Raw genomic sequence first — 22,868 nt, forward strand, 5'->3', positions numbered from 1 at the left:
GACAGCTCATGACATCGTTCAATCTTTTGTACATTTTCGATCCACTGTGCGGCTGGTGCTATGCCAGCTCACAAATCCTCGCGACTTTGGCCGATCGCTGGCCAGGGCAACTGAACATGCTGCCGAGCGGGTTATTCTCCGGCGCTGGCGCCCGCACCCTGTCGACCGCCTGGGCGGCCCACGCCTGGAGCAATGACCAACGCATAGAAGCGGCAACCCGGGAGGTCTTCAGCATCGCCTACCGTGACAAGGTGCTGGCCGATACCGACACCGCATTCGACTCGTCCCCTATCAACCGCGCCCTGACGGCAGCTCAACAGATCGACGCCACCCTCGAGCCACGTCTACTCAGACACCTGCAACTGGCCAGGTACCTGCAAGGTGAAAACACGTCCAACACCCAGGTGGTGGCGCGCTTGACGGCCCAATTCCTCATCAGGATCGGCCACCAAATCGACAGCGTGGTGCTGGCTCGGCAACTGGCTTCTTGCGAAGCGCTTGCGCGGCAGACCGACGAACGCATCCAGACCACCCAGGCACTGATGAACCGTTTCGGCATTCAGGGCGTGCCGCAACTGCTGGTACGGGTCGATGAACGCACCCATACCCTCTCCTCCAAGGCGCTGTACCAGGGGCCGGCCTTCTTGATGAACGAATTGCGCCTACTGCTCGGCAGCGAAGTAGCCTGATGGTCCCGAAGGTTCGGGCCGATCAGGCATGGCGGCGCCCTACAGCTTGTAGTCGAGCACCAGCCCGAAGCTGCGCGGCGCACCGACGTCGATGATCTCGTCGTTGCGGTTGTTGGTGATGTAGTGCTTGTCGAATAGGTTCTTCACGTAGCCCGATAGCAGCAGTTGCTCGGTCAGCGCGTATCCGGCATTGAGGTTCATCAGTACGTAGTGATCGGCCACATGGGTGCGGGTGACCTTGCCGTCGGCACCGAACTCGTACTGACTCGGCGCACCTTCCTGATACACCAAGTCTGCGCCCACCATCAGGCCATTGGCGAAGCGGTAGCGCGCGCCGGTCGAGGCCTTGTAGCGGGGCGCATAAAGGAATGGTTTTCCACCCATGTCTTCGCCGTCGCCGGTCACGAAGTCACCGTATCGTCCATCGGTATAAGCCAGACCGGCGTTGATGTTCAACTGGCTGGTCAGGTCCTGTTCGAGGAAAACTTCAAGCCCCTTGATGGTGCTGTTGGCTGCGTTATAGACCTGGAAGAAGTTCCCGTCGTCGTCAAGCACGCTGACCTGCTGATCCTTCCAGTCCGTATAGAAGAGGTTGACACGCAAGCGTACGCTTTCCTCGCGCCAGGCGCCACGATAGGAGAGCTCGTAGTTGGTGGTGTATTCCGGATCATAGGCGACATGTCCGCCACCTGCCCTGACGTTCACGCCACCGCCGCGGTAGCCCTTCTGCACGGTAACGCCCAGGTACTGGCTATCGGCGAACTGGTAATCCAGGCCAAGCTTGGGCAACAGCGCGCTGAACGTATTGGAGACCTTGCCGGGCGTAGAGAAGTCGTCCTGCTGCACGTCGGTCCGGTTGCGCTCGCGGTCATAGCGCAATCCGGTGATCAGCGTCCATTTTGGCGCGAAGGTCCAGTTCAGCTCGCCGAACAGTGCGCGGTTATCAATCCGAGTATCACCCATTACGGTGCCCAGCAGCGTACCGTTGTTGGTTAACCGATCATGGTAATCATTGGTAGTACGACCGTAATAGGCGCCTACGAAACCGCGCACATCCTCCCCTTCGTAGCCCAGGCGCAATTCCTCGCTGAACAGTCTTGTGTCCTGGCGGCGATGCGCTTCCCGATTGGCCGTGGCGCCCTGGTCGAAATCCAGCAGTGCCCGGTAGTCTGCGCGGGTCAGCGCGGTCTGGCTGGTCAAGGTCCAGAAGTCGTCCAGGCGATAGTCGATCTTGGCGCTGCCGGTGTCCTGCTCGAGGTCGTCGTACGCCTGGGTGTTGGAAGCGACCTTGTAGTAACGCACGCGGTCGCCCTGACGCAGGCTGGAGTTTTCGCCCTGGCGGTTCTCGCCGCGCGAATAGCTGAGCAGCACGTCCAGGCCGTCGCTGGGCAGTACCAGCAGCTTGCCGCGCACAGTACTGGCTCGCTGCGGGTTGGCGTTGCCGCCGGTGGTGATGTTGTCGATGTAACCATCGCCGTCCTGGTAATCGACGGCCAGGCGCCCCGCCACCACCTGGTCGACCAGGGCGCCACCGACGGCAACCGCCGCGCCCCGCTCGCCATGATTGCCGACACGGGTCTGCGCGCGCAGGTCCGGCTCGAACGTCGGGTTACGGGTCTGCACCACCACTGCCCCAGCCAGGGAGTTACGGCCCTGGGTGGTGGACTGCGGGCCCATCAGCACTTCCACCTGCTCCACGTCCCACAACGGGACAGGCCCGAGGGTCAGGGCGCGATTGGGCTGCTGAGCGCCGTCGACGAATACCGATACTGCACCGTTGAGGGTGGCCGGGCCCTGATCGTCGAACCCGGAAACCGGTACGCCGCGAATGCCCCAGTTCTCGTTGCCGGCCTGGGTGTAGACGCCAGGCGTGCGGGCGAACACGTCACCCAAGTCCTTGTCGGCATGTTCGCGCAGGTCGTCATCGGTATTGACCGCGACGCTGGTCATGGTCTGCTCCAGGGTGCGACCGATCTTCTCGCCGCTGACCATCAATGGCGACAATTCCAGGCTGCCTAACGCAGGCGCGGGGGTGGACTCGGCGCTCAGCGTGGCGCTGCGTTCGGCAGTGAAACGATAGCTCAGGCCGGTTCCCGACAAGAGTTGCGCCAGCGCCTGCTGGCGAGTCATCTCGCCCTGCACCGCGCTGGACTGCAGGCCGCCGGTCAGCGACGCCCCGTAAAGCACCTGCACGCCACTGCTGATGCCATAGCTGGCCAGCGCTTCATCCAGAGGTTGCGGGGGAATGTCGAAACGCAGCCGTTGTTGCTCGCGTGCCGAATCGGCGGCCGCATCCGCAGCCAGCAGCGGCTGGGCCGGCAGGCCGGCGATGGCCAGCAGCAGCGAACAGGCCAGCATGTGGCGGGTACCAGCAGTCGTTTTCTTGCAGCGTGGATTGCGCATCTTCCCCATTACATACCCCGAAGCGTCGTCAGATAAGCGCGCTAGATGGCGCTCTTACCTCAATGACGCTGCTCGGAGAAGCGACCCGCAAAGGAATCTGCAAAATAGTTCAGCGCAGCACCACAACGCCCGCCGGCAGGCGCATGGCACTGAGCTGCAGGGCCTGCTCGATATGGCGCAGCGCCTCGTCGGCGCGATTGAGGTGGAACACGCCACTGACCGGCATCTGCGCAACCTTCTCGCTGGCGATCACGATACGTCCCTGGTGATAGCGATTGAGTTCGTGCACCAGCTCCTGCAGCGGCCGGTTGCGAAACACCATCACGCCCTCGCGCCAGGCCAGTTCCCTGGTGCTGTCGATGCGCTGCAGCGGGCTGGCACCCGCCGCGCTGTAGACCACCTGCTCGCCGGCCTTGATTCGCTGCCGGGTGCCATCGCCCTGGCGCACCTCGACCACGCCTTCGGTACAGGTCACGCTGATGCCAGCGGCCAGGTGGCGCACCTCGAACACGGTGCCGACAGCGGTCACCGTCATGTCCGCGGCATGCACCACGAATGGCCGCGCGGTATCGTGCTGAACATTAAAGAGCGCCGCGCCATCGGCCAGATCGAGACGCCGCTGCGCCGCACTGAAATCAACGCTCAAGCGTGTTTCGGCGTCCAGCTCCGCCTGACTGCCATCGGCCAGATCGATGATCTTGTGCTCGGCGCGCTGGGTGTGATGGTCGGCCAGCAGCGCGCGACCATCAGGCACTACGCCGAGCAAGGTGCCGCCCACCACGGCCAGCGCCAGGCAGGCCGCTACGGCGCTGGCCGCGAACAACCTGCGGCGCGGCTTGAAACGCCGTGGCGTTGCCAAGCTGCCGGCCTGACGCCACAGGCGCGTCGCCTCGCGATAGGCCGCAGCGTGCGCTTCGCTTTGCGCGCACCACTGGCGCAGGGCCGCGGCGTCTTCCACGGTGGCGTGCCCGGAGGTCAGCCTCGCCACCCAGGCGTTGGCCTGCTGGCTCAGGGTCATGTCGGACGGTTCGGGTGCGGCAGGTTGAGTCATCACAGGCAGGCATCGGCGGCAGAGGCGGTACTGTACACCAGCACCATGCTATCCCCCCGCCTCGCCGCTGATCTGCCGCAAGCGCTCGCTGCAATGATCCAGCGCCCGGGCGACCTCCAGTTCGACGGTGCGCACGCTGACCCCGAAACGCTCGGCCAGCTGCTTGTGCGGCGTGCCTTCGATGCGCGCGGCCAGAAACAGATCACGGCAGCGTGCTGGAAGCTCCTCGACGATCTGCGCCAGACACTCCAGCTGCTGGGCATCGCTGACTTTCTGCTCGGCATTCGGGGCCTCGTCGGGAAATGCCAACAAGGCCTCGACTTCGACGGTATCGAGCCGCCGACGCGAGTGCGCGCGGGCATTGTCGATGGCCAGATTGCGCGCTATGCGCTGCAGATACGCCAGGGGATTGCCCACCGGCCCGCGGTTCTCGGAGCGGTCGAGCTTGAGCCAGGCGTCCTGCAGGATGTCTTCGGCCGTGGCCGCACAGCCGGTGCGGCCGGTCAGGTAATGAACCAGGCGCTTGCGCTCGGAAATGAAGCAGGCCAGAAGCGATGATGGCTTTTGCGTGATCACAGGGAAGCATCAGCGTGAAAGAGAGAGCGCGAGCTTAGCGCTATCTGCAGCCACTCTCAATTGCCAATGCTTCTCGAATACAAAATGCACTGGCAAGCTTGATCGTCAGATGCATCGACACAATAAAAAACCGCCAATTGGCGGCTTCCGGGGCACTGACTTCACATATTGAGATGGTGCCGGAGACAGGAATCGAACCTACGACCTTCGCGTTACGAGTGCGCTGCTCTACCGACTGAGCTACACCGGCGGGGCTCGCATTATTGGCAAGCGCCGCGTGTCGCTCAAGTGCTTTTTGTGGCGCCTGCCCGTCGCGTGGTTACTTCACCAGTTCGATGCGCTCGTCATGGATGCGGATCAGGCCCTGCTTGTAGAGGCCGCCGATGGCTTTCTTGAAGTTGCCCTTGCTGACCCGGAACATCGCGCTGATGCGTTCTGGCGAGCTCTTGTCGCTCAACTCCAGCATGCCGCCGCTGTCACGCAGGCGCTGGAGAATCTGTTCGCCAAGGCTGTCAGCCACTTGCTGGCCGACTGGCTGCAGGCTGAGGCTGATCTTGCCGTCGCTGCGCATTTCCTTGATGAAACCCGGCTGGCGGATGCCACCACGCATGAAACCGATCACCTCGTTCTTGTGGATCAGGCCCCAGTGCTTGCCGTTGATGATCGCCTTGAAACCCATGTCGGTCGGCTCGACCACCAGCAGGTCGACTTCGTCGCCGGCCTGGTAGGTCGCCGGCACCTTGTCCAGGTAGCGGTCAAGGCGCGCGGTGGCGGTGATGCGGCGGCTGCGCTTGTCGACGAATACGTGCACCACGCAGTAATCGCCGATTTGCAATGGGCGCTTTTCTTCCGAATGCGGCAGCAGCAGGTCCTTGGGCAGGCCCCAGTCGAGAAACAGGCCGACTCGGTTGATGTCGACGACCTTGAGGCTGGCGAACTCGCCGACCTGCACCTTGGGCTTGTCGGTGGTGGCGATCAGTTTGTCTTCGCTGTCCAGATAGACGAACACGTTGAGCCAGTCGTCCACATCGCTCGGCGTGTCCTTGGGAATATAGCGTTTGGGCAAGAGAATCTCGCCGTCCGCGCCGCCGTCCAGATACAGACCGAAGTCGGTGTGCTTGACGACCTGCAAGGAATTCATACGTCCGATAACAGCCATGGTACCTACCCTCGTTTTCAGGCCGGCAGTGTACCCGAGTCGTCGCCGCGAAGCCCGACCGGCAACCAGCCGTTTGCCCACTGGTCATCGAATGAACAGCTGAGCGCTCAGCGGTGATACAATGGGCGGCCATCTTGATGACTCGAGTAGGCAATATGACCGTCATGCGCGTCAAAGCATCCCACAGCAAAGCCAAACCCGCTCCCGCGGTGGAAACCAGTGAATCGATCGACGCTCAGGTAGCGGCGTTCCTCAAGTCCGGCGGCAAGATCCAAGAGATCGCCAAGGGCGTCAGCGGCCAGACCAATGGCCCTGCCAGCCGCCACATCACCATTTCCAAGAAGTAATTTCGTCTGTATCGACCTGCAGCGCCCGATACCGGGCGCCAGGTCGGCAGCCTAGGTACTAGTCCCTCCCCCTCGCCCGTCCGGGCAATGATTTGAACGACTTATTTCGCGTCTTCGGCGCTTGTCGCTAGCGATGAGCACACGCATGTTTCAAAATGATGTCAGTCGCTTTATCAGCGCTCAGCCCTTCGCCCAAGCCGTGAAGCACGCTGAAAGCCATCGTCTGTCGATCATCGTTTAAGGAAGATACGTGCGTTCTCTCAGCCCCTGGCTGCAGCGGCCGGCCAGCATCCTGCTGGTGTTGGTTGTCCTGTTTATTGCATTGCCGCTGCTCAGCCGTTACGCGCTGGGCTGGTCCCATCCGTTCGGCTACCTCTCCGATCTGGCCATTGGCAGCCTGCTGTTATGGCTGGCGCTGCGTCGCCGCCTGCTGCTGGGCCTTCCACTGGCGTTGATCTGGGTGGTGCTCAACCTGGGCACCATCGAGCTGGTCAGCGCGGTGGGCCGCATGCCCGAGCCGGCCGACCTGCATTACCTGACCGACACACAGTTTCTCAGCCACTCGACCCAGGGCGGTGGCCTCACTCACCCCTGGCTGGCAGGCGCCTCCATCGCCGCCGCGCTGGCGTTCCTCATCCTGCTCGCCTTCCGTGTGCGCGTGCGCAAGCCGTCGGCGGTCTGGCTGCTGGCACCAATGGCGCTGCTCACTGCCCATGCCGCCTACCAGTACCGCAGCCCCAGCGAAGCGGACCAGTGGGTGCAGTTCAACCTGCCGCACAAATGGCTAGCCGAAGGCATCAGCGTCGCCCAGCTGGGCGTCGAGGACTGGATGACTCGTGGCCAGCCCAACAGCCCACCGGACATCACCGGCCTCACCCGCCTGGACATGGACGGCACGCCGCTGCTGGCCGAACCAGGCCGCGCCCGCAACGTGCTGATCATCACCCTGGAAGGCATTCCCGGTGCCTATCTCGATGCCAGCCGACGGGCCATCGGCAGCAGTTACCAGGATGACTTGATGCCGCGCCTGAGCGCCTGGGCCGAGCGCGGCATGCTCACCAGCGACTACGTGCTGCATGCCCACCAGACCATTCGCGGGCTGTACGCCATGCTCTGTGGCGACTACGACAAACTGGCCTCGGGCACTCCCAAGGGCATCGAGCTGCTGGGCAACGCCCAGCGCGCGGCCCAGTGCCTGCCGGCGCAATTGCGCGACAACGGTTTCAGCACGCATTTCCTGCAGGGCGCCGGGCTGCGCTTCATGGCCAAGGACCAGATCATGCCGCGCATGGGCTTCGACAAGACCCTGGGCCGCGACTGGTTCCGCAACACGCCCTACCTCGACTTCGCCTGGGGCATGGACGACAAGGCTTATTTCGAAGGCGCGCTGAGCTACGTCGACGGCCTGCGCACGCAGAAGACGCCATGGATGCTGACCCTGCTGACCGTCGGCACCCACCAGCCCTACTCCGCGCCGGACGACTACCTCGCCCGCCACGCCAGCGCCAAGCAGGCGGCCATTGCCTACCTGGACGACGCCATTGGCGATTTCCTCGATGCCCTGCAAAAACGCGGCGTGCTCGACGACACCCTGGTAGTGGTGACCTCGGACGAATCCCACGGCATCGAGAACGTGCGCCTGGCGTCAGCCTGGGGTTTCAACCTGATGCTGGCGCCCGAGCAGGCGCAACTGCCGTCGCTCAAGAGTGGCGTGTACGGGCACATCGACCTGACCGCCTCGGTGCTCGACTACCTGGCCCTGCCGCTGCCGGAGAACATCGCCGGGCGCTCGATGCTGCGCGATTACAGCCACGGCCGCCAGATCATTTCCTATACCAACGGCTTGCTGCGCGAGCACGATGGCCAGGGCACGCTGACCGAGTGCAACTTCCAGCAGGTCTGCCGGCGCTATGCCAGCCCGGGATTCATTGCCGAGCAGGCCGAGTACCTGGGCCGCGTCAGTGGCAAGCCGGCACGCCAGGTGAGCCTGCGTGCCGAGCTGCTGGATCGTTCGCTCAGCGATGGCCAGGGCAACCAACTGCTGCAGTTCGCCAGCAACGAGCGCATTCGCCTGCGTGCCACGCCCGGGGACGACTGGGCCGACAACCTGATCGGCGCCCAGTATCTGGAGCTGCCCAAGGGCACCCAGACCCGCGTGACCCTGAAGATCAACGCGCTGAACATGAGCGAAGCCGGCGCCACGCTGCGCCTGAAGACCAAGGAATTCGACCGTGACGTGCTGATCAACGTCCCGGAGATACCGCGGCTGAAAAAGGGCCAGCCAGTGGAGCTGAGCTTCACCTTCGACAATCTGGACACCCGCAAGGCGTTCTCCTTTCACCTGATGGGCGAAGGCAAGGGCTCCATCGAAATCGCCGATTTCAGCGTCGAGACGCGCCCGATCGAGACCGAGATGCTGGCCGCCACCCTCGAAGACGAGTCAGAAGAAACGACCCAATGAAGAGTCGGTTCAGTACATGGCGTAGCGGCGCTCGATCTGGGCGTACTCGCCACTGGCGATGATGTCGGCCAGCCCCTGATCGAAGCGATCGCGCATCGACTGGTCACGCAACCCCAGCTGATAGGGCGTGGGAGGGAACAACGGGTATTCGCTGATCGGCTGGCTGACGTCCACCTGGCGGTAAACCTCACGGTTGAAATAGCGCAGGATCCGCCGATCGGCGATCACCACCTCCACACGGCCGCTGTACAAAAAGCGGTTGCGGGCGATCTGCTGGGCCTCTTCGTGATAACGCGGGTTGGCCTCGGCCATGCGCTGGAACTCCTCGCCCAACAGCACTCGCGCGCGCTGGAAGGCGCGCACCGAGTGCTTGCCCAGGTCAGCGATGTGCTCGATTCGGTAACCGCGCGAAGTCAGGGCGACTGCCACGTTGTCGTAGCGAATATAGGGCTGAGAATAGAAGCTCGTCACACCGCCCTGCAGACGCGTGGTGGCGATGCCGTCGAGCTCGCCACGGCTGAATGCACGGTGCAGGCGCTCCATCGGCGCATAGGAAGGCACGACGGTGATGCCCGCGGCACGGGCCGCAGCGACCACGATGTCGTACTCGATGCCGCGCTGCTCGCCTTCGAAGATATAGGGTGGCTTGTGCGTACCGAAGCCGATCCTCAGCTCGTCGGCCGTGACGTCGATCGCCAACAGCAGCAGTCCGATTGCCCACCATTTCATTGCACAACCGCCCTCGCCGCGCCGACCGTACCCGTGGCCTGGCGAGCCAGGTCATCAGCGCACAGTTTACGCGGCCAGGGCGCAGGTGGGTATCAGACCAGCGTCGCCCGTGGCGCCAGCCCGTCGAACACCTCGGGGTTCAGCGCTGCCAGGCCGTGGCGGTCGAGCACCTCGCGCGGGTGTTCCTCACCGGGGAAGGTGCTGTCGATCATGCTCAACAACTGAGCACCGCGCGGGGTGAGGACGAAGTTCTCGCCATTGCCACCTTCCTCCTCGGGGCGCGGCTCGATGTAGCCGCCCTTGAGCAGCGTGGCCTCGTAGTCGTCGGCCTGCGCTTTCAATGAGTCGACGTTGTCGACCGGTTTGCCGGCCTGCTGCAAGGCGTCGGCCAATTCCTCGGCGCAGCGGCGTGGCACGAACGGCTGGCCCGCACCGTTCTGCACCGCGTGGAGCATGCGCTCGACAAGATCCCAGTTGTGGGTGTGCTGATGAGTCGTCATAGCCTCGTCTCCCTTCTCTTCGGCGCCACAAGCGCCTGTGAAGGTGTGACGCCAGCGCCGCGAACAAGGTTCGGGCTATCTGCCGAACGCAGCCTGAACCAAGGCCTGCGCCGCCAGTCTGAGGCGCATCCCCCCTGCACAAAGGATTTCGCCATGCTCAGCCGGCCCCTGCTGCGCCCCGTTCTCAGCGCTCTGCTCGTGGCAAGCATCGCGCCATCGGCACTGGCGGCCGAGCCGTTGCGGCTCAAGCACCTGTATCGCTGCGAAGACGTGCTCGATACCCAGCGCCAGACCTTCTGCCTGACCGCACGCGGACTGGCCGACGGCGAGCTGCAGGTGCTGCTCGATGGCAAGCCGCTGCCGGCCAGCGCCGTGAAACGTGAGGACGGGCTGCGCATCACCCTCGACAGCAAGGGCTACAAGAGCGGCCCGCTATGGCTGAAACAGGGCGACGAGGTGAGCAACCCGGTGTGGCTGTCGATGGCCGGCAGCCACGTGCTGGCAGCCAAGCCAGGTGAGGTGGCAAAGAACATGGACGGCCTCAACACCTATGTCGATCTGGTCAGCGTGGTCATCGAGGAAGATGCCCACGGCCTGGATACCGCCAAGGCGCTGGCCAGCAAATATGGCGCCGGAGTGGTCGGCGCCATCGCGCCGCTCAACACTTACCAGTTGCGCCTGCCGGCCAAGGATCTGATCCAGCGTGACGCCATGGTGCTGCGCCTGGGCAGCGAGCTGAGCGTGGACGCCGTGGTGATCGAGGAATCCTCCGCCGAGGAGCAGGAAGCGTCCGCTGGCGCCAGCAACGAGGAGCAGTTGGGCGAGGAGGAATGGGCGGCCAACCGTTTCGTCGACGCGGTCAACTACTACCAGCGGCGCATTCCGTCCAAACGCTCGCCCATCGCCACCAAGCCGGTGCGCATCGGCCTGATCGAGCGCAACGTCGACTTCGACGCGCCGGATTTCAAGGACTACCTGGGCGCCGCCGAGCGTCAGGGCAACACGCCTCACACTCGCCTGTACAGCCGCGACGCCGACAAGCCGGACGGCCACGGCTCCACCGTGGCGGGCATCCTGGCGGCACGCTGGGACGACGGTGGCAACACCGGCTTTCTGCGTGGCCTGGATGGCGCCGGCCCGGGCTTCGAGGTGATCGTCGACCGCAACTCGGATGCCGGCATCACCGCCAACATCGCAGCCTCGGTCAACCTGGTCGAGGACGGCGTGCGGGTGCTGAACTGGAGCTGGGGCATCCACCGTATCGGCGCGAAGAACATTCACGGCGACGAGATCGACTCGCTGGTTCGCTCGGGCGTGGCCATGAGCGGCTATGAAGAGCTGCTGGAGGAATTCTTCCTGTGGCTGCGCCGCGAGCATCCGGATGTGGTGGTGATCAACTCGGCCGGCAACGGCGCCTCGTTTTCCGGTGCCGATGACTATCGTCTGCCCTCCTCGTTCGTCACCGAGCAACTGTTCGTGGTTGGCGGCCACCAGCGCAGCGACCGCAAGGATGTCGCCGTAGACGACCCGGCGTACGTGAAACGGCGCAGCTCGTCGAACGTCGACACCCGCGTGGACATCACCGCCGCCGCCTGCGTACGCGCCTCCACGGCTGAAGAGAACCAGCAGGGCAGCGTGCATTGCGGCACCTCCTATGCCACGCCGCTGGTGGCCGGCGTGGTGGCTTCGCTGATGTCGATCAACCCCGATCTGCATCCCGATCAGCTGCGCATGCTGCTGCGCCGCAGCGCCATGACCATCGGCGAAGAATTCGACTTCGAGCCCACCGACGCCGATGACCTCACCGCGCCGATCCTGCCATCGGAACGCGGCTTCGATCTCAACGACAAGGACATCGGCCGCTCCGCCCGGCTGGACATGCAGAAGGCCCTGGATTTGACCGTGCGCAGCCTGAACAACAAGCAGTAGACCGAAGCCCTGAACCTTCAGCGCTGGCAGGCACTCAACCGCTCGGACATGACCCTGCAAAGTGTGAGGATTCGAGCATGATCAAGCACATCGCGCCGCTTTGCGGCCTGACCTTTTACAGGCCGTTGAAAAATGTAGGCGAGGAAGCCAGTGCAAGGCAAAAACAGCCGAAAAAGCGCAGTTTACTTGCTGTAAATGAGCATTTTTAGGCTGTTTTTAACGCAGCAATGGCGACGTAGGTAGTTTTTCAACGGCCTGTTACGGCATGGGCCAGGCGCAGGCTTGTACGGCCGACGAAGCGACCGCCAAGGCCCAGGAGCTGGCGGCCAAGATCGAAGAAATTACCCAGCGCGACCCACAGCGGGCCGCGGTGCTGCGTCAGGAGCTCAAGCAGGCGCAGCCCGAAAGCAGCGGCCAGCACGCCACCGATTGCGATGCTTACGACCAGCGTCTGCAGGAGCTCGAAGAGATCGGCGGTGAGGTCGAGGAACAGGTGCAGTGAGGGTCACCGGCAATAGCTGCCGGTGACCGAAGCAATCATCAGGCGTCGGTCGACGGCGCCTTGCGCTTGAGCGGCGCCAGGCCGTCCTGGCTGACCAGTCCTGCATCGTTCTTCGGCTTGTTCACCGTGTTGCGCTTGGCCGGGGTTTTCGCCGCGGGTTTCTTGGCGATCTTCTTGCCGGTTTTCGGGTCGACCTTTTTCTTCTTGGTGCCAGCGGCCTTGCCGGACGCCTTGAGGTTCTTCGGTCCCTGGTAGCTGCCCTTGAGCTCCTTGACGGTACGTTTCTCGAAACGCTGCTTGAGATAGCGCTCGATGCTCGACATCAGGTTCCAGTCGTTGTGGGTGATCAGCGAGATGGCCAGGCCTTCGGCGCCAGCTCGACCGGTACGCCCGACGCGGTGCACGTATTCGTCACCGGAGCGCGGCATGTCGAAGTTGATCACCAGATCCAGGCCCTCGACATCCAGGCCGCGAGCCGCCACGTCGGTGGCGACCAGCACCTTGACGGCGCCCTGACGCAGGCGGTCGATGGCCAGTTTGCGATCCTTCTGATCCTTCTCGCCGTGCAGCACGAAGGTCTTGAATTCCTTGGCCACCAGCTTGCCGTACAGGCGGTCGGCCTGGGCGCGGGTATTGGTGAAGATGATCGCCTTGTCGTAGGTCTCGTTGCTCAGCAACCACTCGACCAGCTGTTCCTTGTGATAGTTGTGGTCGGCGGTGATGATCTGCTGGCGGGTGCCCTCGGCCAGTTCGCTGACGCGGTTGAGCTGCAGGTGCGTGGGCTCGCGCAGCACTTTGGCGACCACTTCGCGCAGGCCGGCGCCACCGCCGGTAGCGGAGAACAGCAGGGTCTGATGCTCGCGGTCGCACAGTTCGGCCAGGCGCTGCACGTCTTCGGCAAAGCCCATGTCGAGCATGCGGTCGGCCTCATCGAGCACCAGCACCTCGACGTCTTCGAACAGCAGGTTGCCGGCATTGGCGTGCTCGATCAGGCGCCCCGGCGTGCCGATGACGATATCGATCTTGCGCAGCATGGCGGCTTGCACCTTGAAGTCTTCGCCGCCGGTGATCAGCCCGGCCTTGATGAAGGTGTACTGGGCGAAGCGCTCGACTTCCTTGAGCGTCTGCTGGGCCAGCTCGCGGGTCGGCAGCAGGATCAGCGCACGCACGCTGACCCGCGCCTTGGAGCTGCCGTCGCCAAGCAGGCGGTTGAGCATGGGCAGTACGAAGGCGGCGGTCTTGCCGCTACCGGTCTGGGCGATCACCCGCAGGTCCTTGCCCTCCAGCGCCGGGGGGATCGCAGCGGCCTGCACCGGGGTCGGCTCGGTGAAGTTGAGCTCGGCGACGGCTTTGAGCAGGCGTTCATGCAGGGCAAATTGGGCAAACACGGGGCAACCTCGATGCAAATGCTAAATCAGCCGCATAGGTTACCGCGTTCGTGCCTCGGGGCCGAACGCTTTCTCTGCGCAACCGCTTGAAAAGCTCGCCGCCCAGTAGCCTTTGCGAAAAACCAGCGATCTCTGCACGGCACCACGCCATCGGCCGGTACCTGCTTGAACAGCGCAGACGCGGCGGTGTATGGCGTTTTGCTCGGCGATCTGTCACTAACCGCGCGGTCCTCAACGCCCTAACATGCGCCTTACCTTCTGCACCCGCAGGAGCGGGCCGCGCTCGCGGCCGCGAATGAGACTCCAGGAGGCGCTCATGCCCGAACTGTCCAACCTGCTGGCCTACGCGCTGATTTCCCTCGGCATGGTGCTGACGCCAGGCCCCAACATGGTTTATCTGGTCTCACGGTCGATCTGTCAGGGGCCGGTGGCCGGGCTGGTTTGCCTGGGCGGCGTGGCGCTCGGCTTCGTCTTCTACATGTTGTGCGCGGCGCTGGGTATCACCGCTCTGCTGCTGACCGTTCCCTATGCCTACGATGCGGTGAGGATTGGCGGCGCGGCGTACCTGCTCTATCTGGCCTGGCAGACGGTCAGGCCCGGCGGACGCTCGCCATTCCAGCTACGCGACCTGGCAAAAGACAGCCCGCGCAAACTGTTCACGATGGGATTGCTGACCAACCTGCTCAATCCCAAGATCGCGGTCATGTACCTGTCACTGCTGCCACAATTCATAGCCCCACCCGAACACGGCAGCGTACTGGCACAGTCGCTGGTGCTGGGCTTCACGCAGATTTTCATCAGCGTGAGCGTCAATGCGCTGATCGTCTTTACAGCAGGCTCCATCGCGGCGTTCTTCATCGCCAGGCCGAGGTGGCAAAGCGTGCAACGCTGGCTGATGGGCACCGTGCTGGCGACCCTGGCAGTGCGCATGGCGCTCGAAGGGCGACGCTGACCAACCGTCGCCTCAGGCGGCCGTCTGCATGCGCCGCTGCTTGATCAGCAGGCGCCCGCTGTCCCAGCCCACCAGCACCACCGCCACCCAGATCGGCAGGTACGTCAGGAATTGGTCCGGATCGAATTGCTCGCCCAAGAACAGCAGGCTGACAGTGAACAGCAGCACTGGCTCCACATAGCTGAGAATGCCGAACAGGCCCAGTGGCAGCAGGCGCGACGAGGCCATCATCGCCGCCAGGGCGATGGTGCCCAGCAGCGCCATGCCCGGCACCAGCCACCACAGGCGCGGATGCTCGGCAAACATGCCCGCCGGCGCCCAGTAGAGAATCAGCCAGATGGCCAGGGGCGCCATTACCAGCATCTCCAACACCAGGCCCGGCAAAGCATCCAGGCGCATCCAGCGACGCAGCATGAAATATGGCGGATAGCCCAGGGCGGTGACCAGCGTGACCCAGGAAAACGCCTGGGATTGCCACAGCTCGTGCAGCACCCCGGCAAAGGCGCAGGCTACGGCGAGCCGCTGCAGCGGACGCAGGCGTTCGCCGTAGAACACCCGGCCGGCCAGCACCATGGCCAGCGGCAGCAGGAAATAGCCCAGGGAAACATCGAGCATGTGCCCGGTCAGCGGTGCCCACACGAACAGGAACCACTGCAGGCCGATCAGCGCCGCGGCGACTGGCAGCGCCGCCAGCAGCAACGGCTCGCGACGCAGGCGCTGCAGCGCGCCGAGCAACAACGGCCACTGACGCAGCAGGGTGAGCAGCAACAGCACCGCCGGGATCGACCAGAGCACGCGCTGGGCGAACACCTGGAAACCATCCAGCGGCGTGAGCATTTGCACGTAGCCGGGAATCAGGGCGAACAGGATCGAGGCGCTGACAGAGAACAGCACGCCGGGTCCGGAAAGCGTCATCGCGCACCTCGAGGAATAGGAAAGTCGCCCTAACGGTTCAGCCTATCAGGCAGCCGCGCAGTTGCGGCGGCGACGGCGCGCGCAGATAGGCGAGCGTCGCTGCGTGAACGGGCGGCGCACCATAACGGTTCGCCGTCCGGCAGACAATCCGCGGCAGCGACCTGCCCTGAAAACCAGGCATGGCGCGATGACGATCAGACGAGTTCGGCAATCCGCTGCTGGGCAGCCTGGATGCCACGCGCCATGAACGCTTCGCCCAGGTTGAGACCTTCGGCAAGGATGACGGTGACGTCATGAATGCCGACGAAGGCCAGCAACTGGCGAAGATAGGGCTCCTGGAAATCCTGATTGCCGCCAGCGTAGATACCGCCGCGCGTGCATAGCACGAAGGCACGCTTGCCGTGCAGCAGGCCCTGGGGGCCATTCTCGCCATAACGAAAGGTCACGCCGGCGCGCAGCACATGGTCGAACCAGGCCTTTAGCGTGCCGGGAATGCTGAAGTTGTACATCGGCACCGCCAGCACCAGCACATCGGCGGCCAGCAGCTCGTCGGTCAGTGCATTGGCACGCTGCAGGGCATCACGCTCGGCCTTGCCGTGCTGCGCGGCGGGGCCTGTCCAGGCGCCAAGCAAGGCGCCGTCCAGATGGGGAGGCGGTTCGGCAGCCAGATCCCGTCGACAGATGCGGTCGGCGGCATGGCGCTCGCGCCAGCAGGCCACGAAGCGCTCGGTGAGCTGCCGCGACACCGAATCCTGCTGCCGTATGCTGCTGTCGATCACCAGTAACTGGGCCATGAGCTCGCTCCATCGAAGGCAGTTAAACGATGGTCGCGAGGGTAGTAAGCTGGTATCCGATGAAAAAGCGTAATTATCCGCCTCTAACTATCGATGAAGTTGATTTGTTCCACGCCTGCTCATAGGCTGGGTAAGTTATTGAGGCTCGCAGTTGAGCTGAACCCGCAGGCGAATGATGCTACGGGCGAATTTCACCGTGAGATTGCCGCTCTGCCCGGCCGCCAGGTTCACGCTGCGGGTACGTGGCGCCTCGGGGCCATTGCGAAATACCGCCTTGCAGGAAGCGGCCTGCTGACCATAGTTCTGCACCCGCACGGCGGCCATGTTGTGATCGATTTCCTGGGTGCTGGCCGATATCTCGGCGCCATTGAACTGTTTTTCCAGTTCGATGGGATAAGCCTGCACCGCCAGTGGCAAGCAGGCGATCAGCGCGCAACAAAGTTTTTTCATGGCCAGCCTCCAAGGTCAGCCCCCAGTTTAGAACCACAGCCTGTCCATGCACAGCCGCTGGTGAAGGAGATCAAATGAAGGCTCCACGCGTAACCCTCGATCAATGGCGAACCTTGCAGGCCGTGGTCGATCACGGCGGCTTCGCCCAGGCGGCCGAGGTGCTGCATCGCTCGCAATCGTCGGTCAGCTATACGGTGGCGCGCATGCAGGAGCAATTGGGTGTGCCGCTGCTGCGCATCGATGGCCGCAAGGCGGTGCTCACCGAAGCCGGTGACGTGCTGCTGCGCCGCTCCCGGCAACTGGTCAAGCAGGCCAGCCAGCTCGAAGACCTGGCGCACCACATGGAACAGGGTTGGGAGGCCGAGGTGCGCCTGGTGGTCGACGCCGCCTACCCCAGCGCGCGCCTGGTGCGAGCGCTGACCGCTTTCATGCCACAAAGCCGCGGCTGCCGGGTGCGCCTGCGCGAAGAAGTGCTGTCCGGCGTCGAGGAAGTGCTCAAGGAAGGCGTCGCCGATCTCGCGATCAGCGCCTACAACATCCCCGGTTTTCTCGGCTCGGAAATGAGCCCGGTGGAATTCATCGCCGTGGCCCATCCCGATCACTCCCTGCATCGCCTGGAACGCGAAATCAATTTTCAGGATCTGGAAACCCAGATGCAGGTGGTGATTCGCGACTCCGGACGCCACCAGCCCCGCGACGTCGGCTGGCTGGGTGCCGAGCAGCGCTGGACGGTGGGCAGTCTGGCCACTGCGGCGACCTTCGTCGGCAGTGGGCTGGGGTTCGCCTGGCTGCCACGCCACATGATCGAACGCGAACTCAAGGATGGTCTGCTCAAGCCCCTGCCGCTGGACAAGGGCGGCAGCCGCAAGCCAGTGTTCTTTCTCTACGCCAGCAAGGACAAGGCCCTGGGCCCGGCCACACAGATCCTTACCGACCTTATCCAGCGTTTCGATGCCGCGCCGCTCAACGCCGCGTTCGGCGCACCTGCTTCGCAAGACTGAATCCAATGGCCTACTTCACGCATCGCGGCTGCCGGCTTTTCTATGAAGAGCATGGCCAGGGCACACCGGTACTGCTGATCCACGGCCTGGGCTCCAGCGCTCTGGATTGGGAGCTGCAAATTCCTGCCCTAGCTGCTCATTACCGGGTGATCGCCCTGGACGTACGCGGCCACGGCCGCTCCGACAAACCGCGCCAGCGCTACCGCATCGCCGACTTCGCAGACGACGCTGCGGCGCTGATCGACCATCTGCAGCTAGCTCCGGTGCACCTGGTCGGCATTTCCATGGGCGGCATGATCGGCTTCCAGCTGGGGGTCGATCATCCACAGTTGCTGCGCAGCCTGACCGTCGTCAACAGTGCTCCTGAGGTTAAAGCGAAAAAACCCAGCGACTACCTGCAGATCGCCAAGCGCTGGACGCTGGCCCGGGTGCTGAGTCTGGACGCTACCGCCAGGGCCCTGGCACGACTGCTGTTTCCAAAACCGGAACAGGCCGAACTGCGCCGCAAGGTCGAAGAGCGTTGGCCTCGCAACGACAAACGCGCGTACCTGGCCAGCCTCGACGCCATCATCGGCTGGGGCGTACGTGAACGTCTGGCGCTGATCACCTGTCCTACCCTGGTGATCAGCGCCGACCGCGACTACACGCCCATCGCGCTCAAGCAGGCTTATGTCGACGAACTGCCCGACGCCCGCCTGCTGGTGATCAGAGACTCACGCCATGCCACACCGCTCGACCAGCCTGAACACTTCAACCGCAGCTTGCTTGCCTTTGTGCGGGAAGTCGAAAACACTGCCGCCACCTCATCCAAGGATTAGACCCAATGCTGAAGAAACTCGCCCTCACCGCCTGCTCGCTGCTGTTCACCGCCCACCTGATGGCCGCAGAAAACCCCACCGTTCTGCTGACCACCAGCCTGGGCGAGATCGAGGTGCAGCTCGACGAGCAGAAAGCGCCGATCAGCACCCAGAACTTCCTCGCCTACGTGGACAGCGGCTTCTACAAAGGCACCGTGTTTCACCGAGTGATTCCAGGCTTCATGGTCCAGGGCGGGGGCTTTGACGAGAGCATGCGTCAGAAGCAGACCAAGGCGCCAATCAAGAACGAAGCCGACAACGGCCTGCACAACGTGCGCGGCACCCTGGCCATGGCCCGTACCCAGGTACGCGATTCGGCCACCAGCCAGTTCTTCATCAACCACGCCGATAATGCCTTTCTCGACCACGGCTCGCGCGACTTCGGCTACGCGGTGTTCGGCAAGGTGACCCGCGGCATGGAGGTGGTCGACCGCATCGCTCAGGTGCGCACCGCCAATCGCGCCGGCCAGCAGAACGTTCCGGTCGATCCGGTGGTGATTCTCGACGCCAAGCGCCTCTGATACTGCTACCCTCCCCCGGTAACCTGCGCGCTTGAGCGCGTGGGTCTACCTCAGCGCCCTGCGCTTCTGCCCCTCGGCAGCCTCCTTGACTCGCCCCCATCACTCGCCAGAGCAGACTGCACCTCATGTTGTTTCGCCGCTTCGAAAGCCTGATCGACGTCTTCAAGCCCAGCCCTGATGTGGCGCCGCCCAGCGGCATGCTGCGTTTCTACGCCCATTACCTGAAACAGGTTTGGCCGCTGATGCTCGCCGTCCTGGTGATCGGCTTTTTCGCCGCTGTGATCGAAGTGGCGTTATTCAGCTTCCTCGGCCAGTTGATCGACATGGCCCAGAGCACCGCCGACGCCCGCACCTTCTTCGCCGAACACCAGGGCGAGCTGCTGTGGATGGCGCTGGTGGCCCTGATCATCAGGCCGCTGGTGTTCGGCCTGCACAACCTGCTCACCCACCAGGCGATCAACCCGGGGCTGACCAACCTGATCCGCTGGCAGAACCACCGCTATGTACTCAAGCAGAGCCTGAATTTCTTCCAGAACGATTTCGCCGGGCGCATCGCCCAGCGCGTGATGCAGACCGGCCCGTCGCTACGCGATTCGGCCATGCAGGTGATCGACGCGCTGTGGCACGTGGTGGTCTACGCCGGCAGCGCGCTTTACCTGTTCGCCGCCGCCGACCTGCGTTTGATCGTGCCATTGACGCTGTGGATCATCGGCTACAGCGCCGCGCTCTGGTACTTCGTGCCGCGCATCAAGGAGCGTTCGGCAGCTGCTTCGGCGGCGCGCTCCAAGGTCATGGGCCGGGTGGTCGACGGCTACAGCAACGTCGCCACGCTCAAGCTGTTCGCCCATTCCCGAGAAGAGGAAAGCTACGCCCGCGAGGCCATGCAGGAACTGCTCGACAAGTTCCGCCTGCAGTCGCGCACCATCACCAGCCTGGACTTCCTGATCACCTGCATGAACGGTCTGCTGATCGTCGGTACCGGCGCCCTGGCCCTGTGGCTGTGGAGCGAGTCGCTGATCAGCACCGGCGCCATCGCCCTGGCGCTGGGTCTGGTGATCCGCATCAACAACATGGCCGAATGGATCATGTGGGTGGTCAACGGCATTTTCGAGAACGTCGGCACCGTGCAGGACGGTATGCAGACCATCGTCCAGCCGCGCCACGTGCTCGACCGCGAGGACGCCAAACCGCTGCAGGTGCAACAAGGCGGCGTGCGCTTCGACGACGTGCACTTTCATTACGGCAAGAAGGGCGGCGTGATCAGCGGCCTGGCCCTGGATATCCGTCCGGGCGAGAAAATCGGCCTGGTCGGCCCGTCCGGCGCGGGCAAGTCGACCCTGGTCAACCTGCTGCTGCGCCTCTACGACCTGGAGAGCGGACGCATCCTCGTCGACGGCCAGAACATCGCCGAGGTCAGCCAGGAAACCCTGCGTGCCAATATCGGCGTGGTTACCCAGGATACTTCCCTGCTGCACCGCTCGATCCGTGACAACCTGCGCTATGGCCGCCCCGAGGCCAACGACGAACAACTTTGGGCCGCGGCCCGCAAGGCCCGCGCCGAGGGTTTCATCGCCACGCTGGACGATGGCCAGGGCGGCACCGGCTTCGATGCCCAGGTCGGCGAGCGCGGCGTCAAGCTCTCCGGCGGCCAGCGCCAGCGCATCGCCATCGCTCGCGTCTTGCTCAAGGACGCGCCGATCCTGGTGCTCGACGAAGCCACCTCGGCGCTGGATTCGGAAGTCGAGGCGGCGATTCAGGAAAGCCTCGACGACCTCATGGACGGCAAGACGGTGATTGCCATTGCCCATCGCCTGTCGACCATCGCGCGTATGGATCGCCTGGTGGTGATCGACAGGGGCCGGATCATCGAGACCGGCACCCACGCCGAGCTGATCGAGCGCGGCGGCCTGTATGCGCGCCTCTGGCAGCATCAGACTGGTGGTTTCGTCGGCGTCGATTGACGCCGACACGGGTAGGCTCAGCGGCCTGCGACCGAGCAACTAGTTAGCTTGCTAACAATATCATTTTCCATGATATCTACTAACGAGACCATCAATTTCCGCCGCTTCGCCTTTGCTGGTCATATGAGTCCACCAGGCAACCAAATCGAATAGGTCGATCCGGTTGCCGGCAATCGAACATCGAGGACTCCACCATGAAAGTTGCAACCGCTGTCACCGCTCTGCTTTCCAGTCTCGCTCCGGCCGTGTTCGCCGCTGACATCCAGGCCAAGCCCGGTGCCGGCCTGCCGACCGAGGAATACCACTACGGCATGAAGGTCGACGTACAGAAAGTGCTGTACCGCACCGACGTTTCCGACAAGCGAGGCGTGGTGCCGGTGATCATGGTCTACACCGACAGCCAGGGCGAAACCCACAAGATGCGCTTTCTCGAGTGGGGCGGCCGTTACGATGGTTGACCCGGTGCGTGCCGCGCTGCGGGCAACTGCAGCGCGCAGCGCTATCGTTCAGGCCTGCCGATAAGGCAATAGCTCCCGCGCCTGCTCGGCATAGGACAGAACCCCCACCCGCTCCTCCTGGAGAAAGCCCGCCACCGCATCGCGCAGCCCGTCATGCACCAGGTAGTGCCATGAATGGGTGATGGTTGGCTCGAAACCACGAATCAGCTTGTGCTCACCCTGAGCCCCCGCATCGAAACGCTTCAGCCCGAGCGTGATCGCCTGCTCCATGCCCTGGTAGAAACAGGTTTCGAAGTGCAGCCGGTCGAACTCGGCCAGGCAACCCCAATAGCGTCCATACAGGCTGCCGCCGCCCTGCAGGCTGAAGGCCATGGCCACTGGCTGCGTACCGCGGCAGGCCAACACCACGCGAATCGCCTCGGGCATGCGCTCGGCCAGCAGGCTGAAGAAGTCGCGGGTCAGATAGGGCCGCTGTCCGCGAACATGGTAGGTGTTGGCGTAGCAGTGATAAACGAAATCCCACTCCGCCTCGCTCAACTGGTGTCCTTCACGCCAGTCGAAGGCGATGCCCTGCCCGGCCACCTGCTCGCGCTCCTTGCGCATTTGCTTGCGCTTGCGTGAACTCAAGGTATCGAGGAAATCCTGAAAGTCCCGGTAGCCGCGGTTGTGCCAGTGGAACTGGCAGCCCAGGCGCTGCAACCAGCCGTCACGCCCCTGCATCACCGCATCGCCCGCCGCATCGGTGAAATTCACGTGCAGGCTAGAAAGCCCCTGCGCTTCGAGACTCGCGGTGATGCCATCGAGCAGTTGCCCGGCCGCTTCGGGCGCGCCCAGCAGGCGCTGGCCCGTCACCGGAGAAAAGGGAATGGCGCCCAGGAGTTTAGGGTAATAGCCGACTCCAGCACGACGACAGGCATCGGCCCAGCCGTGATCGAATACGTACTCGCCCTGGGAGTGGTACTTCACATAGGCCGGCAACGCCGCCAGTGGCTGGCCATCGGCGTCGAGCAGTACCTGATGGGCAGCCTGCCAGCCGCTACGCCCACCTACGCTGCCGCTGTCTTCGAGCGTAGATAGAAAAGCGTGGCGCAAGAATGGCTGGGGTTCGCTGAGCAGGCCGTCCCAGGTAGTGGCGGCGAGATCCTTGAGGGAGTGCAGGCTGTAAACGGGCATCGGTTATATCCGCGGGCATTCAGCGCACACTATATCGCCAAGCAGGCGGCCA

The 22,868-nt window shown here is 63.7% G+C and carries 23 protein-coding genes and 1 tRNA gene; 12 read left to right on the top strand and 12 right to left on the bottom strand.

The window, feature by feature from the left end:
- Positions 1-8: 8 nt before the first annotated feature.
- Positions 9-689: a DsbA family protein gene (locus tag BVH01_RS06110; RefSeq protein WP_075929477.1), complete on the top strand. Its 681-nt coding sequence runs from the start codon at positions 9-11 to the stop codon at positions 687-689.
- Between the two features lie 39 nt (positions 690-728).
- On the opposite strand, the gene BVH01_RS06115 is transcribed toward BVH01_RS06110, so the two are convergent.
- From BVH01_RS06115 to BVH01_RS06135, 5 genes are all read right to left on the bottom strand, one after another.
- The gene (locus tag BVH01_RS06115; RefSeq protein ID WP_256562712.1) at positions 729-3,047 is read right to left on the bottom strand and encodes a TonB-dependent receptor; all 2,319 of its coding nucleotides are present in this window, start codon (positions 3,045-3,047) and stop codon (positions 729-731) included.
- Positions 3,048-3,201: 154 nt separating this feature from the next.
- Positions 3,202-4,143, bottom strand: a complete 942-nt coding sequence (locus BVH01_RS06120) for a FecR family protein (RefSeq protein ID WP_083659432.1) — start codon at positions 4,141-4,143, stop codon at positions 3,202-3,204.
- A 48-nt stretch (positions 4,144-4,191) separates the two neighbouring features.
- The gene (locus BVH01_RS06125) at positions 4,192-4,719 is read right to left on the bottom strand and encodes an RNA polymerase sigma factor (protein WP_083659433.1); all 528 of its coding nucleotides are present in this window, start codon (positions 4,717-4,719) and stop codon (positions 4,192-4,194) included.
- A gap of 174 nt (positions 4,720-4,893) precedes the next feature.
- Positions 4,894-4,969: transfer RNA gene (locus BVH01_RS06130), tRNA-Thr, on the bottom strand.
- Positions 4,970-5,038: 69 nt separating this feature from the next.
- Positions 5,039-5,878, bottom strand: a complete 840-nt coding sequence (locus BVH01_RS06135) for a S1 RNA-binding domain-containing protein (RefSeq protein ID WP_075929480.1) — start codon at positions 5,876-5,878, stop codon at positions 5,039-5,041.
- A gap of 155 nt (positions 5,879-6,033) precedes the next feature.
- On the opposite strand from BVH01_RS06135, the gene BVH01_RS06140 reads away from it, so the two are divergent.
- A complete protein-coding gene (locus tag BVH01_RS06140) occupies positions 6,034-6,225 on the top strand; it encodes a hypothetical protein (protein ID WP_170833962.1) in 192 nt (63 codons plus the stop codon).
- Between the two features lie 250 nt (positions 6,226-6,475).
- Positions 6,476-8,686: an LTA synthase family protein gene (locus tag BVH01_RS06145; protein WP_083659434.1), complete on the top strand. Its 2,211-nt coding sequence runs from the start codon at positions 6,476-6,478 to the stop codon at positions 8,684-8,686.
- Between the two features lie 9 nt (positions 8,687-8,695).
- Here BVH01_RS06145 and BVH01_RS06150 read toward each other — a convergent pair whose 3' ends face one another.
- Positions 8,696-9,415 carry an ABC transporter substrate-binding protein gene (locus BVH01_RS06150; protein WP_075929481.1) on the bottom strand — a complete coding sequence of 240 codons (720 nt, stop codon included), beginning with the start codon at positions 9,413-9,415 and terminating at the stop codon, positions 8,696-8,698.
- A gap of 92 nt (positions 9,416-9,507) precedes the next feature.
- Positions 9,508-9,915, bottom strand: coding sequence for a transcriptional regulator (locus BVH01_RS06155; protein ID WP_075929482.1), 408 nt, complete (start codon positions 9,913-9,915; stop codon positions 9,508-9,510).
- 153 nt (positions 9,916-10,068) lie between these two features.
- Between BVH01_RS06155 and BVH01_RS06160 the strand changes: the two genes are divergently transcribed.
- The 3 genes from BVH01_RS06160 to BVH01_RS06165 all read left to right on the top strand — a co-directional run bounded on the left by BVH01_RS06160 (position 10,069) and on the right by BVH01_RS06165 (position 12,346).
- Positions 10,069-11,844: a S8/S53 family peptidase gene (locus BVH01_RS06160; RefSeq protein WP_075929483.1), complete on the top strand. Its 1,776-nt coding sequence runs from the start codon at positions 10,069-10,071 to the stop codon at positions 11,842-11,844.
- Between the two features lie 77 nt (positions 11,845-11,921).
- Positions 11,922-12,053 (top strand): hypothetical protein, encoded by a 132-nt coding sequence (locus tag BVH01_RS24920; protein WP_256562713.1) that lies wholly within the window; start codon positions 11,922-11,924, stop codon positions 12,051-12,053.
- Between the two features lie 56 nt (positions 12,054-12,109).
- Complete coding sequence (locus BVH01_RS06165) at positions 12,110-12,346, top strand: hypothetical protein (protein WP_075929484.1); 237 nt, start codon at positions 12,110-12,112, stop codon at positions 12,344-12,346.
- Between the two features lie 38 nt (positions 12,347-12,384).
- On the opposite strand, the gene BVH01_RS06170 is transcribed toward BVH01_RS06165, so the two are convergent.
- The gene (locus tag BVH01_RS06170; RefSeq protein WP_075929485.1) at positions 12,385-13,734 is read right to left on the bottom strand and encodes a DEAD/DEAH box helicase; all 1,350 of its coding nucleotides are present in this window, start codon (positions 13,732-13,734) and stop codon (positions 12,385-12,387) included.
- Between the two features lie 316 nt (positions 13,735-14,050).
- On the opposite strand from BVH01_RS06170, the gene BVH01_RS06175 reads away from it, so the two are divergent.
- Positions 14,051-14,686, top strand: coding sequence for a LysE family translocator (locus BVH01_RS06175; RefSeq protein ID WP_075929486.1), 636 nt, complete (start codon positions 14,051-14,053; stop codon positions 14,684-14,686).
- 12 nt (positions 14,687-14,698) lie between these two features.
- Here the strand turns inward: BVH01_RS06175 and rarD are convergent, their stop codons facing one another.
- The 3 genes from rarD to BVH01_RS06190 form a co-directional block, all read right to left on the bottom strand.
- A complete protein-coding gene (gene rarD / locus BVH01_RS06180; protein WP_075929487.1) occupies positions 14,699-15,601 on the bottom strand; it encodes an EamA family transporter RarD in 903 nt (300 codons plus the stop codon).
- Positions 15,602-15,795: 194 nt separating this feature from the next.
- The gene (locus tag BVH01_RS06185; RefSeq protein ID WP_075929488.1) at positions 15,796-16,395 is read right to left on the bottom strand and encodes an FMN-dependent NADH-azoreductase; all 600 of its coding nucleotides are present in this window, start codon (positions 16,393-16,395) and stop codon (positions 15,796-15,798) included.
- A 135-nt stretch (positions 16,396-16,530) separates the two neighbouring features.
- A complete protein-coding gene (locus BVH01_RS06190; RefSeq protein ID WP_075929489.1) occupies positions 16,531-16,845 on the bottom strand; it encodes a 3-phosphoglycerate kinase in 315 nt (104 codons plus the stop codon).
- A 74-nt stretch (positions 16,846-16,919) separates the two neighbouring features.
- Here BVH01_RS06190 and BVH01_RS06195 point away from each other — a divergent pair, with 74 nt between their 5' ends.
- From BVH01_RS06195 to BVH01_RS06215, 5 genes are all read left to right on the top strand, one after another.
- Positions 16,920-17,846, top strand: a complete 927-nt coding sequence (locus BVH01_RS06195; protein WP_075929490.1) for a LysR family transcriptional regulator — start codon at positions 16,920-16,922, stop codon at positions 17,844-17,846.
- Between the two features lie 5 nt (positions 17,847-17,851).
- Entirely contained in the window at positions 17,852-18,664 is an 813-nt protein-coding gene (locus tag BVH01_RS06200) for an alpha/beta fold hydrolase (RefSeq protein WP_075929491.1), read from the top strand.
- 5 nt (positions 18,665-18,669) lie between these two features.
- Entirely contained in the window at positions 18,670-19,224 is a 555-nt protein-coding gene (locus BVH01_RS06205) for a peptidylprolyl isomerase (RefSeq protein WP_075929492.1), read from the top strand.
- Between the two features lie 125 nt (positions 19,225-19,349).
- Positions 19,350-21,185 carry an ABC transporter ATP-binding protein gene (locus BVH01_RS06210; RefSeq protein ID WP_075929493.1) on the top strand — a complete coding sequence of 612 codons (1,836 nt, stop codon included), beginning with the start codon at positions 19,350-19,352 and terminating at the stop codon, positions 21,183-21,185.
- A gap of 194 nt (positions 21,186-21,379) precedes the next feature.
- On the top strand, positions 21,380-21,643 hold the full coding sequence (locus BVH01_RS06215; protein ID WP_075929494.1) for a DUF2790 domain-containing protein: 264 nt from the start codon (positions 21,380-21,382) through the stop codon (positions 21,641-21,643).
- A 48-nt stretch (positions 21,644-21,691) separates the two neighbouring features.
- Here the strand turns inward: BVH01_RS06215 and BVH01_RS06220 are convergent, their stop codons facing one another.
- Positions 21,692-22,816, bottom strand: coding sequence for a GNAT family N-acetyltransferase (locus BVH01_RS06220; RefSeq protein WP_075929495.1), 1,125 nt, complete (start codon positions 22,814-22,816; stop codon positions 21,692-21,694).
- Positions 22,817-22,868: the final 52 nt, after the last annotated feature.

The organism is Pseudomonas sp. PA1(2017) (assembly GCF_001945375.1).
Lineage (GTDB): Bacteria > Pseudomonadota > Gammaproteobacteria > Pseudomonadales > Pseudomonadaceae > Aquipseudomonas.